The 19,563-nt window shown below is 60.5% G+C and carries 14 protein-coding genes and 5 pseudogenes; 9 read left to right on the top strand and 10 right to left on the bottom strand.

The features are described 5' to 3' along the window. Window positions 1-124 precede the first annotated feature (124 nt). The 5 genes from P6U16_RS03880 to rpsF form a co-directional block, all read right to left on the bottom strand. Window positions 125-1,627: a replicative DNA helicase gene (locus tag P6U16_RS03880; RefSeq protein WP_277702674.1), complete on the bottom strand. Its 1,503-nt coding sequence runs from the start codon at window positions 1,625-1,627 to the stop codon at window positions 125-127. A 292-nt stretch (window positions 1,628-1,919) separates the two neighbouring features. Beyond that, window positions 1,920-2,495, bottom strand: coding sequence for a 50S ribosomal protein L9 (gene rplI / locus P6U16_RS03875; RefSeq protein ID WP_277702673.1), 576 nt, complete (start codon window positions 2,493-2,495; stop codon window positions 1,920-1,922). A 29-nt stretch (window positions 2,496-2,524) separates the two neighbouring features. Beyond that, the gene (locus P6U16_RS03870; protein WP_277702672.1) at window positions 2,525-3,493 is read right to left on the bottom strand and encodes a DUF2232 domain-containing protein; all 969 of its coding nucleotides are present in this window, start codon (window positions 3,491-3,493) and stop codon (window positions 2,525-2,527) included. A gap of 210 nt (window positions 3,494-3,703) precedes the next feature. Continuing rightward, window positions 3,704-3,952, bottom strand: a complete 249-nt coding sequence (rpsR, locus tag P6U16_RS03865; RefSeq protein ID WP_018329714.1) for a 30S ribosomal protein S18 — start codon at window positions 3,950-3,952, stop codon at window positions 3,704-3,706. A gap of 18 nt (window positions 3,953-3,970) precedes the next feature. Next, entirely contained in the window at window positions 3,971-4,423 is a 453-nt protein-coding gene (rpsF, locus tag P6U16_RS03860) for a 30S ribosomal protein S6 (RefSeq protein WP_277702671.1), read from the bottom strand. A 496-nt stretch (window positions 4,424-4,919) separates the two neighbouring features. On the opposite strand from rpsF, the gene P6U16_RS03855 reads away from it, so the two are divergent. Further along, window positions 4,920-5,294, top strand: a complete 375-nt coding sequence (locus P6U16_RS03855; protein WP_277702670.1) for a tudor domain-containing protein — start codon at window positions 4,920-4,922, stop codon at window positions 5,292-5,294. 189 nt (window positions 5,295-5,483) lie between these two features. Then, window positions 5,484-5,852, top strand: a complete 369-nt coding sequence (locus tag P6U16_RS03850; protein ID WP_277702669.1) for a hypothetical protein — start codon at window positions 5,484-5,486, stop codon at window positions 5,850-5,852. Window positions 5,853-5,924: 72 nt separating this feature from the next. Here P6U16_RS03850 and P6U16_RS03845 read toward each other — a convergent pair whose 3' ends face one another. Next, window positions 5,925-6,968: an aldo/keto reductase gene (locus P6U16_RS03845; RefSeq protein WP_277702668.1), complete on the bottom strand. Its 1,044-nt coding sequence runs from the start codon at window positions 6,966-6,968 to the stop codon at window positions 5,925-5,927. 238 nt (window positions 6,969-7,206) lie between these two features. On the opposite strand from P6U16_RS03845, the gene fabD reads away from it, so the two are divergent. From fabD to gmk, 7 genes and pseudogenes are all read left to right on the top strand, one after another. Continuing rightward, window positions 7,207-8,151 carry an ACP S-malonyltransferase gene (gene fabD, locus P6U16_RS03840; RefSeq protein ID WP_277702667.1) on the top strand — a complete coding sequence of 315 codons (945 nt, stop codon included), beginning with the start codon at window positions 7,207-7,209 and terminating at the stop codon, window positions 8,149-8,151. Window positions 8,152-8,284: 133 nt separating this feature from the next. Next, the gene (gene fabG / locus P6U16_RS03835) at window positions 8,285-9,022 is read left to right on the top strand and encodes a 3-oxoacyl-[acyl-carrier-protein] reductase (protein WP_277702666.1); all 738 of its coding nucleotides are present in this window, start codon (window positions 8,285-8,287) and stop codon (window positions 9,020-9,022) included. A gap of 315 nt (window positions 9,023-9,337) precedes the next feature. Beyond that, a pseudogene (locus tag P6U16_RS03830) lies at window positions 9,338-9,576 on the top strand (acyl carrier protein). A gap of 208 nt (window positions 9,577-9,784) precedes the next feature. Further along, window positions 9,785-11,046 (top strand): annotated as a pseudogene (gene fabF / locus P6U16_RS03825) (beta-ketoacyl-ACP synthase II). 288 nt (window positions 11,047-11,334) lie between these two features. Next, entirely contained in the window at window positions 11,335-12,519 is a 1,185-nt protein-coding gene (gene mltG, locus P6U16_RS03820) for an endolytic transglycosylase MltG (protein ID WP_277702665.1), read from the top strand. 107 nt (window positions 12,520-12,626) lie between these two features. Then, window positions 12,627-13,513 (top strand): annotated as a pseudogene (locus P6U16_RS03815) (YicC/YloC family endoribonuclease). A 3-nt stretch (window positions 13,514-13,516) separates the two neighbouring features. After that, window positions 13,517-14,182, top strand: a complete 666-nt coding sequence (gene gmk / locus P6U16_RS03810; protein WP_277702664.1) for a guanylate kinase — start codon at window positions 13,517-13,519, stop codon at window positions 14,180-14,182. A gap of 26 nt (window positions 14,183-14,208) precedes the next feature. On the opposite strand, the pseudogene rsmA reads toward gmk, so the two are convergent. The 4 genes and pseudogenes from rsmA to P6U16_RS03790 form a co-directional block, all read right to left on the bottom strand. Next, a pseudogene (rsmA, locus tag P6U16_RS03805) lies at window positions 14,209-15,038 on the bottom strand (16S rRNA (adenine(1518)-N(6)/adenine(1519)-N(6))-dimethyltransferase RsmA). Further along, window positions 15,038-16,069 carry a 4-hydroxythreonine-4-phosphate dehydrogenase PdxA gene (gene pdxA, locus P6U16_RS03800; RefSeq protein WP_277702663.1) on the bottom strand — a complete coding sequence of 344 codons (1,032 nt, stop codon included), beginning with the start codon at window positions 16,067-16,069 and terminating at the stop codon, window positions 15,038-15,040. Before pdxA ends, rsmA begins: the two are co-directional and overlap by 1 nt. Window positions 16,070-16,078: 9 nt before the next feature. After that, on the bottom strand, window positions 16,079-17,020 hold the full coding sequence (locus P6U16_RS03795) for a peptidylprolyl isomerase (protein ID WP_277702662.1): 942 nt from the start codon (window positions 17,018-17,020) through the stop codon (window positions 16,079-16,081). Between the two features lie 214 nt (window positions 17,021-17,234). Continuing rightward, window positions 17,235-19,560 (bottom strand): annotated as a pseudogene (locus P6U16_RS03790) (LPS-assembly protein LptD). Window positions 19,561-19,563: the final 3 nt, after the last annotated feature.

The raw sequence follows: 19,563 nt of genomic DNA, 5'->3' as shown, positions 1-19,563 counted from the left end.
ATGTCAGGCAAATCACCGAAGCCCTGACGCTGCGGCAGCATGACACTTTCTTTCCGCTTAGCCGGAAGCTCGGACATTTGCAACGGATCGCTAATCCAACAGTTCGCTGCCGCCGGTTTTTCGATCAATGTTCCTCGTATTGCGTGAAGGATGGGTCGGCCAGATCGGTGAAGCGGGTGAATTCCGCCTGGAAGGCGAGCTTCACGGTGCCGGTCGGCCCGTGGCGCTGCTTGGCGATGATCACGTCGGCCGTGCCCTTGACCTTTTCGAAGGTCTGCTTCCATTCCTCGTATTTCGGGTCGAATTCGTCCCGGGGTTCGAGGTTCTTCACGTAATATTCCTCGCGGAACACGAAAAGCACGACGTCGGCGTCCTGCTCGATCGAGCCGGATTCACGAAGGTCGGACAGCTGCGGACGCTTGTCCTCACGGCTTTCCACCTGACGCGACAGCTGCGACAGTGCAATGATCGGCACGTTCAGTTCCTTGCCAAGCGCCTTGAGGCCTGTGGTGATCTGGGTGATTTCCTGCACGCGGTTATCGCTGGATTTGCCAGAGCCGGTCATCAGCTGGATATAGTCCACCACGAGGCAATCGAGACCGCGCTGGCGCTTCAATCGACGGGCACGCGCCGAAAGCTGGGCGATCGAGATACCACCGGTCTGGTCGATGAACAGCGGCACCTTCTGCATCATCTGGCTGCAGGCGACCAACTTTTCGAAATCGGCCTCGGAGATATCGCCGCGGCGGATCTTCGAGGAGGAGACTTCCGTCTGCTCGGAAATAATACGCGTTGCCAGCTGTTCCGACGACATTTCGAGCGAATAGAAGCCGACGACGCCGCCGTTCTTGGCCTTCATCGATCCATCCGCCTGGATTTCAGGCTCATAGGCGGCCGCGATGTTATAGGCGATATTGGTGGCAAGCGACGTCTTGCCCATGCCGGGGCGTCCGGCCAGCACGATCAAGTCGGAGCGCTGCAGGCCACCCATGCGGCCGTCCAGCGAGTGGATGCCGGTCGAGATGCCGGACAGCGAGCCGTCGCGCTCGAAGGCCTGGCCGGCCATGTCGATCGCCAGCGCCACGGCATCATTGAACGCCTGAAAGCCGCCATCGTAGCGGCCGGTTTCGGCCAGTTCGAACAGGCGGCGCTCGGCATCCTCGATTTGGCTCTGCGGCGGCATGTCGAGCGGCGCGTCATAGGCGATGTTGACCATGTCCTCGCCGATGGTGATCAGCGAGCGGCGCAGCGCCAGATCGTAGATCGCCCGGCCATAGTCTTCCGCGTTGATGATCGAGACGGCTTCAGACGCAAGGCGGGCGAGATATTGCGCCACCGTCATGTCGCCGACCTTCTCGTCGGCCTTCAGGAAGGTCTTGATCGTCACCGGATTTGCGGTCTTGCCCATGCGGATGATATCGCCGGCGACCTCGAAGATCTTGCGGTGCAGGGGCTCGTTGAGGTGGACGGGCTTCAGGAAGTCGGAAACGCGGTAGAAGGCATCATTGTTGACCAGGATCGCGCCCAGTAGCGCCTGTTCGGCCTCGAGGTTATTCGGCGCCTCGCGATAGGCGAGGTCCCCTTGCGGCTTGTCCATGGGTACAATTCTCCGCGCTGCTTCGTTCATGGTATTTCTCTATCCGGAATCATCGACCGATCGGCATCGGTTTGGCGCCGATAGCAGCATGGGTCAAGAGAAAGGGTGTCCCGGCGCCCGTCGCATTTCCAGGCGGCCGATTCTGTGCCCGTTGTTCGACTGATCCACAGGCACTGTGGTGCGACAACCGTGATTCGCGCGCTGAACGATGTTTCTGCTTGACCTGCCCCATGTGAGTCGCGCTCACGACATCCGACAATGCAAAATGGCTCCGGAACGCGTGTTCCGGAGCCATTCTGTTTACGCTTTGAAAGCGTCGGTCTTATTCGTCGTCGCCGTCGAATTCGGCTTCCGGATTGAAGAAATCTTCCGCCTTCAGAGCGTTTTCGTCAACGCCGTAGATGGCGTCGGCCGAAGTCAGGCTTTCGCCCTTGAGCTGACGTTCTGCTTCTTCGGCCGAACGGGCAACGTTCATCTGAACCTTGATTTCGACTTCGGCATGGAGGTGCAGGACGACGTCGTGCAGGCCGATGGTCTTGATCGGGTTGTTGAGGTCGACCTGGTTGCGACCGACGTTGAAGCCTTCGGCTGTCAGAACGTCAACGATGTCGCGGGCAGCAACCGAACCGTAAAGCTGACCGGTTTCGCCGGCCGAGCGGACGACGATGAAGGACTTGCCGTCCAGCTGTTCGGCAACGGCTTGGGCTTCGGACTTGCGCTCCAGGTTGCGGGCTTCAAGCGTCGAACGCTCGGATTCGAAGCGCTTCTTGTTGGCTTCGTTGGCGCGCAGGGCCTTGCCGAGCGGGAGCAGGTAGTTGCGGGCAAAGCCGTCGCGAACCTTGACGGTTTCGCCCATCTGGCCGAGCTTGGCAACGCGTTCGAGAAGAATGACTTGCATGGTATGTTCCTTTCAGTTGGTTCTTTGTCTTAGATTTCGGTATTTTCAGATTTCCCGGTCGGGGAGAGCGCGATGGTGCGCCTCGTGTCCATCAGGCCCGACAGGAGAATGAAGAAGGCCGGCAGTGTGAACATCAAAACGGCCAGGTAAACGAGCCACAGCACCGGCAACCGCCAGGACTTGCCGCGCGTGCGGAAATGCAGAACGGCAAAACCCGACAGCAGGAAGCCGGCGCCGAAGGTGCCGCAGACAAGCGCGCCAACGACGGCAGGCGTGCCGCCGACAAAGGTCAGGACGAGACCGCCGAGGAAGGCGAAGATCGCATAGCGGTGCATGCGCAGGGTCGACGGCATATCCTCGCGCGGGCGCAAGCTCTTTCCGGAAGCCTGCACGATGCGGGTGGCGATGTAATAGGCGGCAAACAGCATCAGCACCCAGAGCGCACCCTGGATCAGCGGCAAAGCCAGCCCGAAGATCGACTTGATCTGGGCGATCGTGTCCGGCTCCGGATTGTAAAGCGGCTCCTGAGCCTTCAGCGATTCCAGCACCATGTCGATCATGCGGTCGGACAGGCCGCTGTCATAACCGATCATGAAGCCGACGATGATCATGCTGAAGGTTACGAGCATGGCAAGGTTGGTCATGATATCGGACAGCGGATACCATGCGAGCGCATCGGCCGGACCGCCGAGTTCTGATGCCGGGCGCGCCAGATTGGCCAGATGGCTGAGCCATGCGGCCGGGATCAGCGTAATGACCACGATCATCAGTGCGAAATAGGGAGAGACGAGCACGCCGCCGGTAAGTCCCGCTGTGACGACGGCTGTGATTGCGGCGGCATTGCCCCAGCCGAGGCCGGCAATCAGGACGGGCAGGGCGGATGCGGCATAGAGCAGGATCGCAAAAGACGACTGCGTGTTCGCGCCGAGCGAAAGCAAGGCAGCGGTCACGCCGGCGAGAATGCCGGTCAGCAGCGATGTTCTGTCTAAATTCTTCACGGTCGCTGTCCTGCTTATCAAGCAGTTAGAGGCGTTTGCTGACAAACTGATTCAGCTGCGCCCCAACATGGGGTTTGACGCAATCGCTTACGCCGGTGCGTCCGATCCGCGCCCAACGCGGAAGGGAAGAGCAAGGCGACGCTGTTGCACAGCGCCGCCTCACCCAGAGTCAGTTTCCGCGGGATCTTAAGACCTCCGCGGAGTCATGTCTTAGGACATGACGTAAGGCAGGAGGCCGAGGAAGCGGGCGCGCTTGATGGCCTGGGCCAGTTCGCGCTGCTTCTTCTGGGATACTGCCGTGATGCGGGACGGAACGATCTTGCCGCGCTCGGAAATGTAGCGCTGCAGCAGACGGATGTCCTTGTAGTCGATCTTCGGAGCGTTGGCGCCGGAGAAGGGGCAGGTCTTGCGCCGGCGATGGAACGGGCGGCGAGCCGGAGCGGATGAAATGTCAGCCATTGTCTTTTCTCCTAAACCTTACGCACGGTCTTCGCGCGGACGGCGCGGACGGTCTTCACGGTCGCCACGATCCGGGCGCGGACCACGATCACGATCGCCGAAGCTGCGCTCCGGGCGGTCGCCATCACGGCGCGGACGGTCGTCGCGGTCGCGCTTCTGCATCATGGCGGACGGGCCGTCTTCATGCTTCTCGACTGCGATGGTCATGTAACGAAGAACGTCTTCGTTGATGCGCATCTGGCGTTCCATTTCGTGGACAGCGGCTGCCGGAGCATCGATGTCGACCAAAACGTAATGAGCCTTGCGGTTCTTGTTGATGCGGTAGGTCAGGGACTTGAGGCCCCAGTTTTCTACACGCCCGACCTTGCCGCCGTTTGCTTCGAGGACACCCTTGTACTGTTCGACGAGGGCATCGACCTGCTGTGCGGAAACGTCCTGGCGGGCAAGGAATACATGTTCATAAAGAGCCATGGTGGCTTTGCCTTTCTTGCGTTAATCGTCACCCGATATTCGGCGGCTAAGCCTCAACGACTGTTCCATTGGCTGCGGACAGCCGGCAAGAAAGTGTTGTTTCGAGACGGTCGAGAGCGGAGACACGGGAGGCTGGATCCCTTTGGATCCTGACAGGCTTCATCACGGAAACCGGCCCTCCGTTCAGCCACCAGCCAGAAGACCGGGTGTTGCGAACAGCGCGCTTATACGGATTTTTGGCCCGGAAGCAAGGGGCGGAGCGGATTTAGTGGGGATTGTCGCAGGGACTGCTCTTCTGAGTTGGATCGGATGAGTTTCCGGAGGAAGGGTGAGTTCCGGAGGAATGGACGTCCATTCTATGCCGCGCCCTGCACATCACCAAAAATGGCGAGGCTGCTGAACAACACTACCGGTTTGGTTCATTTCGCATTCACCGTTCCGGGAATACCGATGGATAGGCAGTCCGCTAGGGTCTGTAACGATGGGAGTGAATGCTGTGTTTAAATTTGGACTTATGTCGATCGTCGCCGGTGTCATCGCTGTCAGTGCCGGTGCCGCCAGCGCGCAAACGCAGGGTGATTGGGTTCTCGGAAATTACCAGGGCGCTGGCTACTGGTTTCCCGGCATCGCTGAAAAGGTAAAAGGCGGTAAGGTCACGATCCGCTACGACGATGGCGACCGCGAAACCGTTGGCCTCAACGAGGTCCGTCCCTATGACTGGATGATCGGCATGAAGGTGGAATGCAACTACAAGGGCTCCGGTGACTGGTATCCGGGCACCATCGCATCGCTCGCCGGCGAGAAGATCGGTATCGCCTACGACGACGGCGACAAGGAAACCACCAAGACCGGCCGCTGCCGGACCCAGTAAAAGGGGCCCCGGGGCAGGGACAAGGCCTGCCCCGCACCAAACTGACGTCCATGCTCAAGCTTCTGCCCCAAGAAAAACGTCCGCAATCATGGGAAATTTCATCGCCGCGATGCGCGGCTTCCATTGATTGTGACAATCGGATGACGGATTTATCACACAATTGGGTTCGATAAGCATGGGGCGTGAGACATGGGTGACAAGAAAAAGCGGGTCTATGCGGCCCTTTTCGACGGCGCTTACGAGGGACTGAGCGACAAGGCCTTGTTCGATTTCGTCAAACGCCGCGTGCCTAAGGTCACCAGCCGCAACATCGTGCGAGCATCCCTGCTAGCGCTCGGCGATTCCGAAGCCAAGGACGTCAATGTTCTGCAGACGATCTATGCTTTGGCCATCAAGCACCGGCTGGAACCCGGTGTTCATGATGAAACGGCGGTCGATGCCGTTGAAGGGGTTGAGGAGGAAATGGTCGCCCCTCCTGTCGCGGTTGTCGTGAAACCCAAACGCACGAGAAAGCCGCGGGTTGTGCCAAGCGAGGCCAGCAGCGACGTTTCCGAGTAGGTGTGTCATTGATTGCGGGCGCGGAGGCATAGTCCACGGCCCGCACTGGTTTCCCATGCGCCGCTATGGCTCTCAGATCGGCGCCGGATATTTTTTGTGCAACTTGCCTATGCCGTCCATCACCTCTGCCGAGAGACTGACATCCTTGGCCCCGATATTCGTCTTCAGCTGATCCATGCTGGTCGCACCGATGATCACCGAGGTCATGAAAGGGCGGGTCAGGCTGAAGGCGAGTTGCATCTGGGCGAGGTCGAGTTCGTGCTCGCGGGCTAGAGCTGCGTAGCCCGCGACCGCAGCTTCCTGATATTCGGTGTAGCGACCGCCAAGGTCGCCATTGATGGTGAGGCGCGAACCTTCAGGGCGAGCACCGCCAAGATATTTTCCCGACAAGAGACCGGCAGCGAGCGGTGAATAGGCCAGAAGCCCGACATGCTCGTGGTGGGCAATTTCGGACAGGTCGAGATCGAACGGGCGGTAGAGGAAATTGTATTCATTCTGGATCGAGGCAAGGCGCGGGAGGCCGTGTTTTTCGGCCAGTGACAGCATGGTCATGACGCCCCAGGCGGTATCGTTGGACAGGCCGACGGCGCGAACCTTGCCTTCTCTGACGAATTCGCTCAGCGTTTCGAGGATCGCCAGGAGTTCCTCCGGCACGGACTGTCTGTCCTGCCCTGATGGATCGTAGGTCCAGGCGTTGCGAAAGCCGTAATGACCGCGGCTTGGCCAGTGCATCTGGTAGAGATCTATGTAATCGGTCTGCAGTCGCTTAAGGCTGGCTTCCAGTGCCTCGCGCATGGTTTTCGGGCTCGCCGGGCTGCCGCTACGGATATAAGGGCGGCCGGGACCGGCGACTTTGGTGGCAAGCACGACCTTGTCGCGGTTGCTCCGCGCCTGCAGCCAGGTGCCGATGTAGGCTTCCGTCAGGCCAAAGGTTTCCGGCCCCGCCGGCGTGACGGGATAGAGTTCGGCAGTGTCTATGAAGTTGACGCCCTGATCGAGCGCGTAGTCCATTTGCTCATGGGCTTCGGCTTCGCTGTTCTGCGTGCCCCAGGTCATTGTGCCAAGGCAGATTTCCGAAACCTTGATGCCGGTGCGGCCGAGTGTCTTGTATTGCATGGGATGTTGTGCCTCGATAGGATTTTGGCGGAAATGTAGAGCCTGTTTGCTGCGGCGCAAGAGATAATCCACCGCCCTGCACAAATCCGACGACGGCGTCTGCGCCGCGACCAAAGCTTGACTCTGCGGCCAGGAATGTGAATGGAGAGGAGAATGCAGCGGCGTCTGTTCCGATCCTTCGGGCCGCCGTGCAAGGCAAAACGGCGCGGCGACCATCGCGCGTGACGGGAGACACTTCATGGCCATCGCTTTCACTTTTCCAGGTCAGGGCAGCCAGGCCGTCGGCATGGGCAAGGCGCTTGCGGACAGCTTCCCGGAAGCGGCTGCCGTGTTTGCAGAGGTCGACGAGGCGCTGGGCGAAAAACTCTCCGACATCATCTGGAACGGGCCCGAAGAGACGCTGACGCTGACCGCAAACGCCCAGCCGGCCTTGATGGCGGTGTCGATCGCCGTCATGCGCGTGCTGGAAGCGCGCGGACTGGACCTGAAGAAACAGGTCTCCTTCGTTGCTGGCCATTCGCTCGGCGAATATTCGGCGCTCTGTGCCGCCGGAACGTTTTCGCTGGCCGATACGGCACGGCTGCTGCGCATTCGCGGCAATGCCATGCAGGCGGCGGTTCCGGCAGGCCTTGGCGCCATGGCTGCAATTATCGGGCTGGAGCATGCCGATGTCGAGGCCGTTTGCGCTGAGGCAAAAACGCTCGGCGCCTGCCAGATCGCCAATGACAATGGCGGCGGCCAGATTGTCATTTCCGGCGAGAAGGATGCTGTGGAGAAAGCTGCGGCACTGGCAACGGAAAAGGGCGCCAAGCGCGCCATTCTCCTGCCAGTCTCCGCGCCCTTCCATTCGACGCTGATGGCGCCGGCGGCGGACGCGATGCGCGCGGCGCTTGCCGCCGTTTCGATGAATGCTCCGGTGGTGCCTGTCATCGCCAATGTACGCGCCGCTCCGGTCAGCGATGCCGGCGAGATCGCCGGCCTGCTGGTCGAGCAGGTTACCGGCCAGGTGCGCTGGCGCGAGACGGTCGAATGGTTTGCCGCCAACAATGTTACGACACTGTATGAGATCGGCGCCGGAAAGGTGCTGACCGGCCTTGCCCGGCGGATCGACAAGACCGTCACCGGTATCGCCGTCAATACACCTGCCGATATCGACAGTGCGCTTGCCGCGCTTATCGGCTGACGAAAACGGGCGAATAAGGAGTAGGCAATAGCGAATAGAACAGGTTGGCGCCGTAAGGCCTGCCGCGGATCGCTATAAAACTTCCTATTCGCTACTCCCTATTCGCTATTCGCTTCAAAAAGAGGACACAACCATGTTCGATCTGTCCGGCCGCAAGGCCCTCGTCACCGGCGCATCCGGCGGCATCGGTGAAGAAATCGCCCGCATCTTGCACGCGCAGGGCGCCATCGTCGGCCTGCACGGCACCCGTGTCGAAAAGCTGGAGGAACTGGCCAATTCGCTTGGTGAGCGTGTGCACCTGTTCCCGGCCGATCTATCCGACCGCGCTGCCGTCAAGGGGCTCGGCGAAAAGGCCGAGGCCGATCTGGGTGGCGTCGATATCCTCGTCAACAATGCCGGCATCACCAAGGACGGTCTGTTCGTGCGCATGAGCGACGAGGACTGGGACAAGGTGATCGAGGTCAACCTGACCTCCGTCTTCCGGCTCACACGCGAACTCACCCATCCCATGATGCGTCGCCGTTACGGCCGCATCATCAATATCACCTCGATCGTTGGCGTGACCGGCAATCCGGGGCAGGCAAATTACTGCGCCTCGAAGGCCGGCATGATCGGCTTTTCCAAGTCGCTCGCCCAGGAAATCGCGACCCGCAACGTCACCGTCAACTGCGTCGCTCCGGGCTTCATCGAAAGCGCGATGACCGGCAAGCTGAACGATAAGCAGAAGGAAGGCATCATGGGTGCCATCCCGATGAAGCGGATGGGGACCGGTGCGGAAGTGGCATCGGCCGTCGCCTATCTCTCGTCCAGCGAGGCGGCGTACGTGACTGGCCAGACGATCCACGTCAATGGCGGCATGGCGATGATCTGAGCGGCCGAAACGCCCGGAATCTTCCCTTGACGGGAAGATCCGAAGCGCTACGGTCAAATACCGGGAATTGCATGTTGACCAAGCCAATGTCAGCGATTTTCGGACTTTGCGGCAGACATAAACCGTGTTAATCGGGCCATGACTGTGCGCAGTCGATCGGAAGATGTGAGGTATACGACGGCTTTCGCCGCCCGTGTTTGGCCGCACTTCCGGTTGAATGGATTGCCCGGTGGACCCACTTGGTCTATCAGGCGTTAGTTGAGTGACCGGTGTCAGAACGGCATCGTCGAAAAAACAAAGGTCGAGGAATCCGACATGAGCGACGTAGCAGAACGCGTAAAGAAAATTGTTATTGATCATCTTGGCGTCGACGCCGAAAAGGTAACCGAAGGCGCGAGCTTCATCGACGACCTCGGCGCGGATCTCGCTCGACACCGTCGAACTGGTCATGGCGTTCGAAGAAGAATTCGGCGTTGAAATCCCCGATGACGCTGCAGATCTCGATCCTGACCGTCGGTGACGCTGTCAAGTTCATCGAAAAGGCACAGGCCTGATTTAAGGCTTTAGGCGGGGCGCTTTGCGGCCCGCCATTCGCCCGTTATGGGCAGGGCTTCCGTTCGAAGCCCGTGCATGCGCCGGGAAGGCGAAACAAGCGCTTCCGGAACCGGTCATGCAATCGAATATTCAGAGATGGATACACGGATCCGGTCTTATGTGCATGGTCCGGCTCTGGGGTAAAACAGGCAGGGTGGATCACGGTTTATGAGACGTGTCGTTATCACCGGTACCGGCATGGTATCGCCGTTGGGGTGTGGAACCGAGATCAGCTGGTCCCGCCTTCTTGCCGGGCACAATGCCGCCCGCCAGGTCACCGAATTCCAGGTTGACGATCTTGCCGCAAAATTGCCTGCCGTCTGCCTTTCGGCGACGGCACAGACGGCACGTTTAATCCCGACGACTGGATGGAGCCGAAAGAGCAGCGCAAGGTCGATGATTTCATCATCTATGCGATGGCCGCTTCCGAAATGGCGCTGAAGGATGCTGACTGGCATCCGAAGACCGACGACGACCAGATCGCGACCGGCGTGATGATCGGCTCCGGCATCGGCGGCTTAGAGGGCATCGTCGAGGGCGGCATTACCCTGCGTGATCGCGGCCCCCGCCGTTTGTCGCCGTTTTTCATTCCCGGTCGCCTGATCAATCTTGCCTCGGGGCAGGTGTCGATCCGCCACAAGCTGCGCGGTCCGAACCATTCCGTCGTCACGGCCTGTTCGACCGGCGCACACGCGATCGGCGACGCGGCCCGGCTTATTGGCCTCGGCGATGCCGATGTCATGGTTGCCGGCGGCACGGAATCGCCAATCTCGCGCATCGCGCTTGCCGGCTTTGCTGCCTGCAAGGCTTTGTCGACCCAGCACAATGACGATCCGCACAAGGCTTCGCGCCCCTATGACAAGGACCGGGACGGCTTCGTCATGGGCGAGGGCGCCGGCATCGTCGTTCTGGAAGAACTGGATCATGCGCTGGCGCGCGGCGCCAAGATTTACGCTGAAGTCGTCGGCTACGGCATGTCGGGCGACGCCTATCACATCACTGCTCCGTCCGAAGATGGCGACGGCGCCTATCGCTGCATGAAGATGGCGCTGAAGCGTGCCGGTCTCGAGCCGTCCGCCATCGACTACATCAACGCCCACGGCACATCCACTATGGCGGATACGATCGAACTGGGCGCTGTCGAGCGTGTGCTGGGCGATCATGCCGAAAACGTCTCGATGTCATCGACCAAGTCGGCGATCGGCCATCTGCTCGGTGCAGCCGGTGCCGTCGAGGCGATCTTTTGCCTGCTGGCGATCCGCGACAATGTCGCGCCGCCGACGCTCAATCTCGATAATCCCTCGGTCGAAACCAAGATCGATCTGGTGCCGCATACGGCGCGCAAGCGCAAGATCGATGTGGCCCTGTCGAATTCCTTCGGTTTCGGCGGCACGAACGCATCCCTCGTTCTGCGCCGCTACGTGGACTGATTGTACCGCAACCATCCGATCGCGCAGTCTCCAGCCTTTCCTCAATCGCGGCGGGGATGATATAGATCGACTATATAGATCGACTGGCATCCCGTTTTTCGCCGCATTGCTCTGGTGAAGAACGGCCTTCGGGCGGATTGACTTTGGCAGCGGCCGAACCATGTTGGCGCAAGCGCGACCTGATAGGTCCTGCGCTTCATTCTGAATTGTTTTCTTCCCTGATTCTCTTCCGGAGTCCGCGTCAGGGTTCGAGATGTGCATGATGCGAACTCCGGAAGCAGGACACCCGTGAGCGACGGAAACGAAAACAGCCCGATGCAGTTCGGCCGCAACGAGGCCGGGAGCAAGGGTCCGATCATCCCGAAGTCGGCCAGCGAAGCATTGCGCCCTGAAAAGGTGCCATTGCCGCCGAAGCGCTCCCGCAAGGCGCGCAGCCAGATGGTCATCTTTCTCAACTTCATCATGACACTGATCGTTCTGGTGACGATCGCCGCTGCCGGAACGGTCTACTATGCGATGACCGCCTATGAGGCCAAAGGGCCACTTCCGGCCAACACCAATTTCATTGTGCGCAACGGCGCCAGCATCGTCGAGATCGCCGGCAGTCTCGAGCGCAACAACATCGTCTCCGATGGCCGCGTCTTCCGTTTCATGTCGGAAGCCTATCTCGACGACGACACGCTGAAGGCCGGCGAATACGAGATCAAGGCTGGCGCCACCATGCAGGAGATCATGCTGCTGCTGAAGTCCGGCAAGTCGATCCTCTATTCCGTCTCGCTTCCTGAAGGCCTGACCGTCAAGCAGATGTTCAGCCGGCTTTCGGCCGATCCTGTGCTGGAAGGTGACCTGCCCGCAGAGGTGCCGGCGGAGGGAACGCTGCGACCCGACACTTATAAGTTCTCGCGCGGAACCAAGCGCAGCGAGATCGTCGCGCAGATGGCGGCGGCGCAGAAGGCGCTGGTCGACCAGATCTGGGAAAGGCGCAATCCGGACCTGCCGATCACCAGCCGCGATGAATTCGTGACGCTGGCCTCCATCGTCGAGAAGGAAACCGGTATCGCCGACGAGCGTTCGCGCGTTGCATCGGTGTTCATCAACCGGCTGGAAAAGAACATGCGTCTGCAGTCCGATCCGACGATCATCTACGGGATTTTCGGCGGTGACGGAAAGCCGGCGGATCGCCCCATCCTGAAGTCGGATCTGGAAAAGGAAACCCCTTACAACACCTACATCATCAAGGGACTGCCGCCGACGCCGATCGCCAATCCAGGACGCGCGGCGCTTGAGGCCGTGGCCAATCCATCGCGCACCGAGGATCTTTACTTCGTCGCGGATGGTACCGGCGGTCACGTCTTTGCGGCGACGCTTGACGAGCACAACGCCAATGTCCGTCGCTGGCGCAAGATCGAAGCCGAGAAGGCTGCAGCAGCCAAAGCGGCAGAGGCCGGGCAAGAGACGCCCGCCCAACCCTGATCGACAGGGTAGCTTGTGGATGACACGGCCCTGTCGCGGTTACATCTTGCAGGGAACCGTTGCGGGGCCGTAAACATGAGCCCTTGCTTGCTTAAAGGGAGCTGACGATGCCGCTGCAATCCATGACCGGATTTGCCCGCCGGGAAGGAACCGCAGGGCGCTATCGCTGGGCCTGGGAAATGCGCTCCGTCAACGGCAAGGGGCTGGATGTCCGGCTGCGCTTGCCGCAGGGCTGTGAACATCTTGAAATGGAACTCCGCAAACTCTCCGGTGAATGCCTGTCGCGCGGCAATCTGCAGGTCGGGCTAACATTGTCGGCTGCGGAGACGGGCGTGGAAGCTGTCGTGAACCAGGGCGCGCTTGCTGCCGTGCTGGCGCTTCGGACCCAGCTGGGGGATCTCATCGATCCCGCGCCGCTCAGGCTCGACACGTTGCTGCAGATGCGCGGTGTCGTGGATTTCCGCGAAGCCGAAGACGATGACGCAGCGCGCACGGCGCGGGATGCCGATATTCTTCAAGGCTTCCGACTGGCGCTGACGGATATGGTCGCGATGCGTGAAACGGAAGGCGATGCACTCAAGCATATCCTTCTCGCCCAGATCGACCGGATCGAAACGCTGGCCCGCCTCATCGAGACCGATCCGAGCCGCAGCCCACAGGCGATCACCGCCAAGCTCGCCCAGCAGGTGGCGATGCTGATGGACACGGGCATGACGCTCGACCGCGACCGGCTGCATGCCGAAGTAGCGCTGATTGCCACCAAAGCCGATCTGCGCGAAGAGATCGACCGGCTGCAGGCGCATGTGACGGCTGCACGCGACCTCCTGAAAAAGGTGGGCCGATCGGCCGAAAACTCGATTTCCTTGCCCAGGAATTTAACCGCGAATCAAATACCATCTGTGCGAAGTCCAACGCCGCTGCCGTCACCGCCGCCGGCATCGAGCTGAAAGTCGTGATCGACCAGTTCCGCGAACAGGTTCAGAATCTGGAGTAAACCATGAGTTCCGCCCTTCCGAAGAAGCCGATTTCGATTGCTCGCCGCGGCCTGATGCTCGTCATTTCCTCGCCCTCTGGGGCCGGCAAGTCGACGATTGCCCGGCATCTGCTGGAGGCTGATTCGAACCTCAGCCTGTCGGTCAGCGTGACGACGCGCGCAAGACGGCCGAGCGAGATCGCCGACCGGCACTACCATTTCATCAGCGTCCGCGAGTTCGAGCGCATGCGCGATTCCGACGCGCTTCTGGAATGGGCCGAAGTTCACGGCAATTTTTACGGCACTCCACGCGAACCGGTCGAAATCGCCATGTCCGAGGGGCGTGACATGCTGTTCGATATCGACTGGCAGGGCGCGCGACAGCTTCAGGAAAAGATGTCGGCCGATGTCGTATCGATCTTCGTTTTGCCGCCGACCATGGGCGAACTGCAATCGCGCCTGCATCGCCGCGCCGAGGATAGCGAGGCGGTGATCGAAACGCGGCTTGCCAATTCACGCTCGGAAATCGAACACTGGCGCGAATATGACTACGTCTTCATCAACGACGATCTCGACGCCGCCTTCGATTCCGTCCAGTGCATCGTCAAGGCCGAACGCGTCCGCCGCGACCGGCGCTACGGCCTGTTCGATTTCGTCACGGGCTTGCTCACGGAAAAGCCGGTGCTTTGAGGATCGGAATTTTCCAATTTTCCTGCCTATAGGCAGTTTGCCAGCCGGCAGAATTCCTCGACGGACAAGGTCTCGGCCCGGCGTTGCGGATCGATGTCCGCGCGGGAGAGCAGAGCCTCGCCACCGATCGACTTGACGCTCTGGCGCAGCATCTTGCGGCGCTGGCCGAAGGCGGCCATCGTCACCTTTTCCAAGTTTGCCGCAGAGCAGGGGATCGGGTTTTCGATGGGCACCAGATGCACCACGGACGAGGTGACCTTGGGCGGCGGAGTGAATGCCTGCGGCGAGACGTCGAAGGCCATCTGCGCCTGCGTGCGCCAGCCACAGAGCACGCCAAGCCGTCCGTAGTGGTTGTCGTCGGCACGCGCAACGATCCGGAGACCGACCTCGCGCTGGAACATCAGCGTCAGCGACTGGTAGAAGGGGGCCATGTTTCCGGGAGCAGCCAGTTCACCAGAAGCTGCGTGCCGACATTATAGGGCAGGTTGGCGATGATGCGCACCGGCGAGCCATCGGTGACCAGCGTCTCGAACGGGGTTTTCAACGCATCGCCCTCGATCACCTCCAGGCGACCCGGATAGTGGGCGGCGATTTCGGCAAGGGCCGGGAGACAGCGCGCGTCACGCTCTATTGCAATGACTTTCTTGGCACCGAGCGCAAGGATCGCCCGTGTCAGCCCGCCGGGGCCGGGACCGACTTCGATGACCGTAATGCCTTCCAGACTGCCGGCCGTGCGGGCAATTTTCTGCGTCAGGTTGAGATCGAGCAGGAAGTTCTGGCCGAGCGCCTTGCGGGCATCGAGCCCGTGGCGCTGGATAACGTCGCGCAGCGGCGGCAGACCGTCTATGGCGGCCATCAGCGGGCTCCCTGCACGGCGGTGTTTGCGACAAGCGCGCTTGCCATGTGCAACGCGGCGAGCAGGCTGTCGGCGCGGGCAACGCCCTTGCCGGCCAGGCTGAAGGCCGTGCCGTGATCTGGCGAGGTACGGATGAAGGGCAGGCCAAGCGTGACATTGACGCTGTCGTCGAAGCCCAGCGCCTTGGCCGGGATCAAGGCCTGGTCGTGATACATGCAGATCGCGACGTCGTAAGTGGCACGGGCCTGGTCGTGGAACATCGTGTCTGCCGGCAGAGGGCCGACTGCGTCAATTCCCTCTGCGCACAGCCGCTCGATGACGGGGCGGATCACCGCGTCATCCTCCAGCCCAAGCGCACCGCCTTCACCCGCATGCGGATTGAGGCCGGCGACGGCAAGGCGCGGCTTTTCGATGCCAAACCGGAGGCGCAGGTCCCGCGCGGTGATCATGCAGGTCTCATAGATCAGTTCGGCGCTCATCTGCATGGGCACGTCCTTGAGCGGGATATGGATAGTCACCGGCACGGCGCGCAGTTTCGGCCCGGCAAGCATCATGACCGGCAGCAGCGGCTTGCCGCCGTCACGTCCGGCAATGTCGGCCAGAAATTCGGTGTGGCCGGGAAACCGGAAGCCGGCGTCATAGAGAACCGATTTGGCGATGGGATTGGTGACCACGGCGGACGTGCTGCCGGATTGGGTCAAGGCAACGGCCATCTCGATTGCGCCGGTGATCGCTGCCGCATTGCGCGAATCCGGAACGCCAGGCACGACGGTTTGCAGGCACGGGACGGGCAGCACGGGGAAAGTGTTTTCAAAAATCCCGGCAGCGGAAGCCGCATCCGTTTCGCGGATAATGATTTCTTGGCCAAGCAGGGCCGCGCGGTCGTGGACAACCTGCGGGTCACCGATAAACAGGAAGGCGGGCGTTTGCCATGCCTTGCGGTTCAGCCAGGCGGCAATACTGATGTCCGGGCCAATGCCTGCCGGGTCGCCCATCGAGAGGGCGAGGGGCGGGCTCAAGTCTGATGTCATCCGGACGGCTTACTTGTTCAGGATCTGCGCCTTCTTGCGCAGGTCCTCGATATATTTCTGGCTGTTCGGATCTTCAGCGCCGGAATCCTTCTTGCCGAGGTCTTCGGCGCGGAAGACGATTTCGGCGGCCAGATCATCGGAAACCTGACGCTTCTTGCAGATCGCCAGATATTCCACACCCTTCTCTGTAACGCGGGTTCCGGTCGTCAGGCCATCGCCCGCCTTTTCGATCAGCGGCTTCCAGTCAGCCGGCAGTTCCTGTGCCATGAGACGACCGAGTGTGCGGATGGAGACATCACGCATGGTTGCGGCATAGGCTTTGGCGCCATCACAGCCGGGGAAATTGGCGCGTGACGCATTGGCTTCCGCCTGGCGTTTGCCGAGGATCGACTTGCGCTTCGATTCCGGGATGACGAAGATCACCTGCTGCAGGAAATATTCGGTGGTGACCGGCTTGTTGCCGCCGTTTTCCATCATGCGCTTGACCAGATCGGCAGGTGACATGCGGCCGTTGCTGCCGCCGTAGCGGGCACCGACTGCCCGAGGCCAGCTCATCTGCACGGCGACGTATTGCTTGAAATGCGCCATGCCGACACCGGCCTGGTCGAGAACCTGGCCGAGTTGCTTGGCATTCATCTTGTTGCCGCTGGCAAAGCGATTGACGGCTGCATCGACCTCCGACGCACTGACGGATGCCTTGATACGAGCGATTTCCGCACGCTTGAGGACTTCGTCGATCATCTGCTGGCGAGCGGTGTCCTTGGAGGCCTTCTGGCGCTGCAGGCGCAGGAAGGCGGCGCGCTTGGCGATATCACCGGTGGTGATCGGCACGTCGTTGACCACCACGGCAACCTGGCTCGCCGCCTGGGCCGAAGGAAGCGCCGCCATCATCAAGCCGCCGGCTACGATCGCAGCCGCAAACCCACGCACAACCGAATGTATCCCACCCATTGCCTGTCCTTTTCGTTTCCTTCGATCTTTTCCGATGAAGGTCGCGCTTCTTTGCCCGTGCCAACGTCACGCGCTGATCCTTATGGAAGACTGCATAATACATGCGGCCAAACGATGACAAGGCCGCAAGCCGCCGCAAACGCGGTTCGGCGGCCATTCGCAGACAGGAAAAGTGAAAAGGCGGTTAGATACCGGCATTTTGCCGGTATCTGGTTCAATTCAGGCCGTCGAAATCCGTATCGCCGACATTGATGTCGCCGAGCGTGCGGAAGCTGATGCGCGCGCCGATCGACCAGTCGTTGGCGACCGATTGATCCGGATCGCGTTCGCGTTGGTAGACCAGAGAGAAGATCGTGTCGCGGTCGTCATAGGTAAAGCCGACGCCGTTGCGGGAGACCACGTCGCTGTTGATGTCATAGGTGACCGATCCGAACACCGACCAGTAATCCCGGAACTTGAACGCGGCGGCAGTCTGCACCTCATCCTGGTCAGTGACCGAGCCGTAGAGCGGCTGCGCCTGGATGCGGGTGTAGGTCAGGGCCGTCTGCCACTTGATGCCCTGGTAACCGATGCTGGCATCGGCCCGGCGCAGGTCGAAGTTGCTTTCATCGAGACGTCCGCTCAAGCTGGCCGTCAGGCCGGACGGTGCATCAATGCCGACCATGCCGACATAGTTGGAGCGGTCGGTTTCAAGGCCGGAATCGGACCCGGCCTTGACGAGGTCGTCGGTGGCGAACGAGTTCAGGCCGCCGAGATGGAAGGATTGGCCGGCAATCGCACGCAATGCGTAGCCATTGTCGAAGCTGCCGGTATATCGGAAGCCGATATTGGCACGCGTTCCGCCCTCAATGCGATCATAGCCGGAGAACTTGTCGCGATCGAAGAGCGATGTAGCGTCGAAGACGAAGCTTTGTGCATCTTCGTTCGGAAGACCGCCGGCAAGCTCCTCGTCCGGACGGGTAAAGATCTGCGCTATCGGCTCGAGAATGTGGCTGCTGTTTTCACCGGTCAGCAGGATCGGATAGCGGGCTTCGAGGCCGGCCGTCAGCATGCTGCGTGTCGCCGCGTCGTCGTTGGAATAGGTGCCGGTATAGGTGGCGCCCGGATTGTTCATGTTGAGGCCGAGCGCATCGCCACGCGCCGCAAACAGGGGCGTCAATGCAAGACCACCGGGAGCGATGAAGGTTCGCTTCCATTCGACTTCCGCCGACAGGCGATGCGCCGTACCTTCCAGTCCGCGATAGCGGAACACATCGGGGCCAGGCACGCTGACCTGAAGCTCGTCTTCCCGGTTGCGGTTGATGTTCGTCAGGTTGACCTTGGCGCTCAACTGGCCACCCAGCACCGGATCAGGTGCCGTGTAGTCATAGTCGAGGACCTGCGCCACAGCCTGCTTGTTTTCAGCGAGACTATCGGGATCGGCATCCTGGATGTCGAAATAGAAGGCGCGCATGTCAAAATAGTTGCGCTTGCCAAGACCGGTCAGATAGGCCTGATTGGTATAGGTCGTGCCGTCGAAGGTCGAAAGTTCATAGGTTCTTGCGAAGTTGTTGTCGCTCTGGACGAGGACGTTCCAGCCAAAAGTCCAGCGTGGATTGATTTCGAATTTCGCCCGCGACGCGACCATACCGCGGTTCGTTTCGAGCGAATCGACCGTGCCGTCGGTAAAAGCCGAGCGATCCATCTGGCTGATGCCGGCAAAGCTCAGCGTGTGCTCGCCATTGTGGAAGCGCTGGCGGAACTCGCCCTCCATCAGGAAGCCCTGCCGGGTCAAGCCGGTCGCCGTCACCGTCGCGTCCATATAGGGCGAGATAGCCCAATAATAGGGTACGCTGACACCAGCGCCGAGCTTCTGGGTATATTTCAAGCGCGGAAACAGGAAGCCGCTCTTGCGCTTTACCGTGTGGTCCGGAACTTCAAGGACGGGCAGGTAAACGATCGGCTTGCCGAACAGTTCGAAACGGGCCTTTTCCAGCCGAACGGTACGGGTCCTGCCGTTCTGGACGATGCGCTGCGCCTTGATCTGCCAGAGAGACTTGTGATTGGGATTCGTCGCGCAGGGCGTGCAGGCGGTATAGACCGCCTGGTTGAGAATGATTTCCTCGCCATTGCGCCGTTCGCCGTTGACCGCAGCCAGCTTGGTGAGATCAGTTGTTTCGATGCGCATGGTCTCGATGAAGCCATCAGCGAAATTGTCGGTCACGTCCATCTGGTCGGCATAGATCTTGTTGCCGCCGGGCTCGATGAGTTCGATTTCGCCGGTCGCGATGATCTGCCCGGTCTTCTGGCTATATTCCACCTGCTGGGCGACCATCTGGTAGCCGCCATAATTGATCTGCACAGCGCCACGAACGATGACGCGTTCGGCTTCCTGATTGTACACGAGCTCATTGGCCGACAGAAGCATCTTGGCATCGTCGGGGAGGTTCGGTTGGAGCAGAATCAAGATCGGGTTCCTGCGCCCATGCGGACGCCATCATACCAGGAACAAAAGTCTGGAACGTTACGCTTGCAAGCAGGGCGGCAATCACCAGCCTAATATG

Origin of the sequence: Rhizobium sp. 32-5/1 (assembly GCF_029537235.1) — a bacterium.
Lineage (GTDB): Bacteria > Pseudomonadota > Alphaproteobacteria > Rhizobiales > Rhizobiaceae > Pararhizobium.
This window is presented reverse-complemented; position numbering and strand designations above follow the sequence as displayed.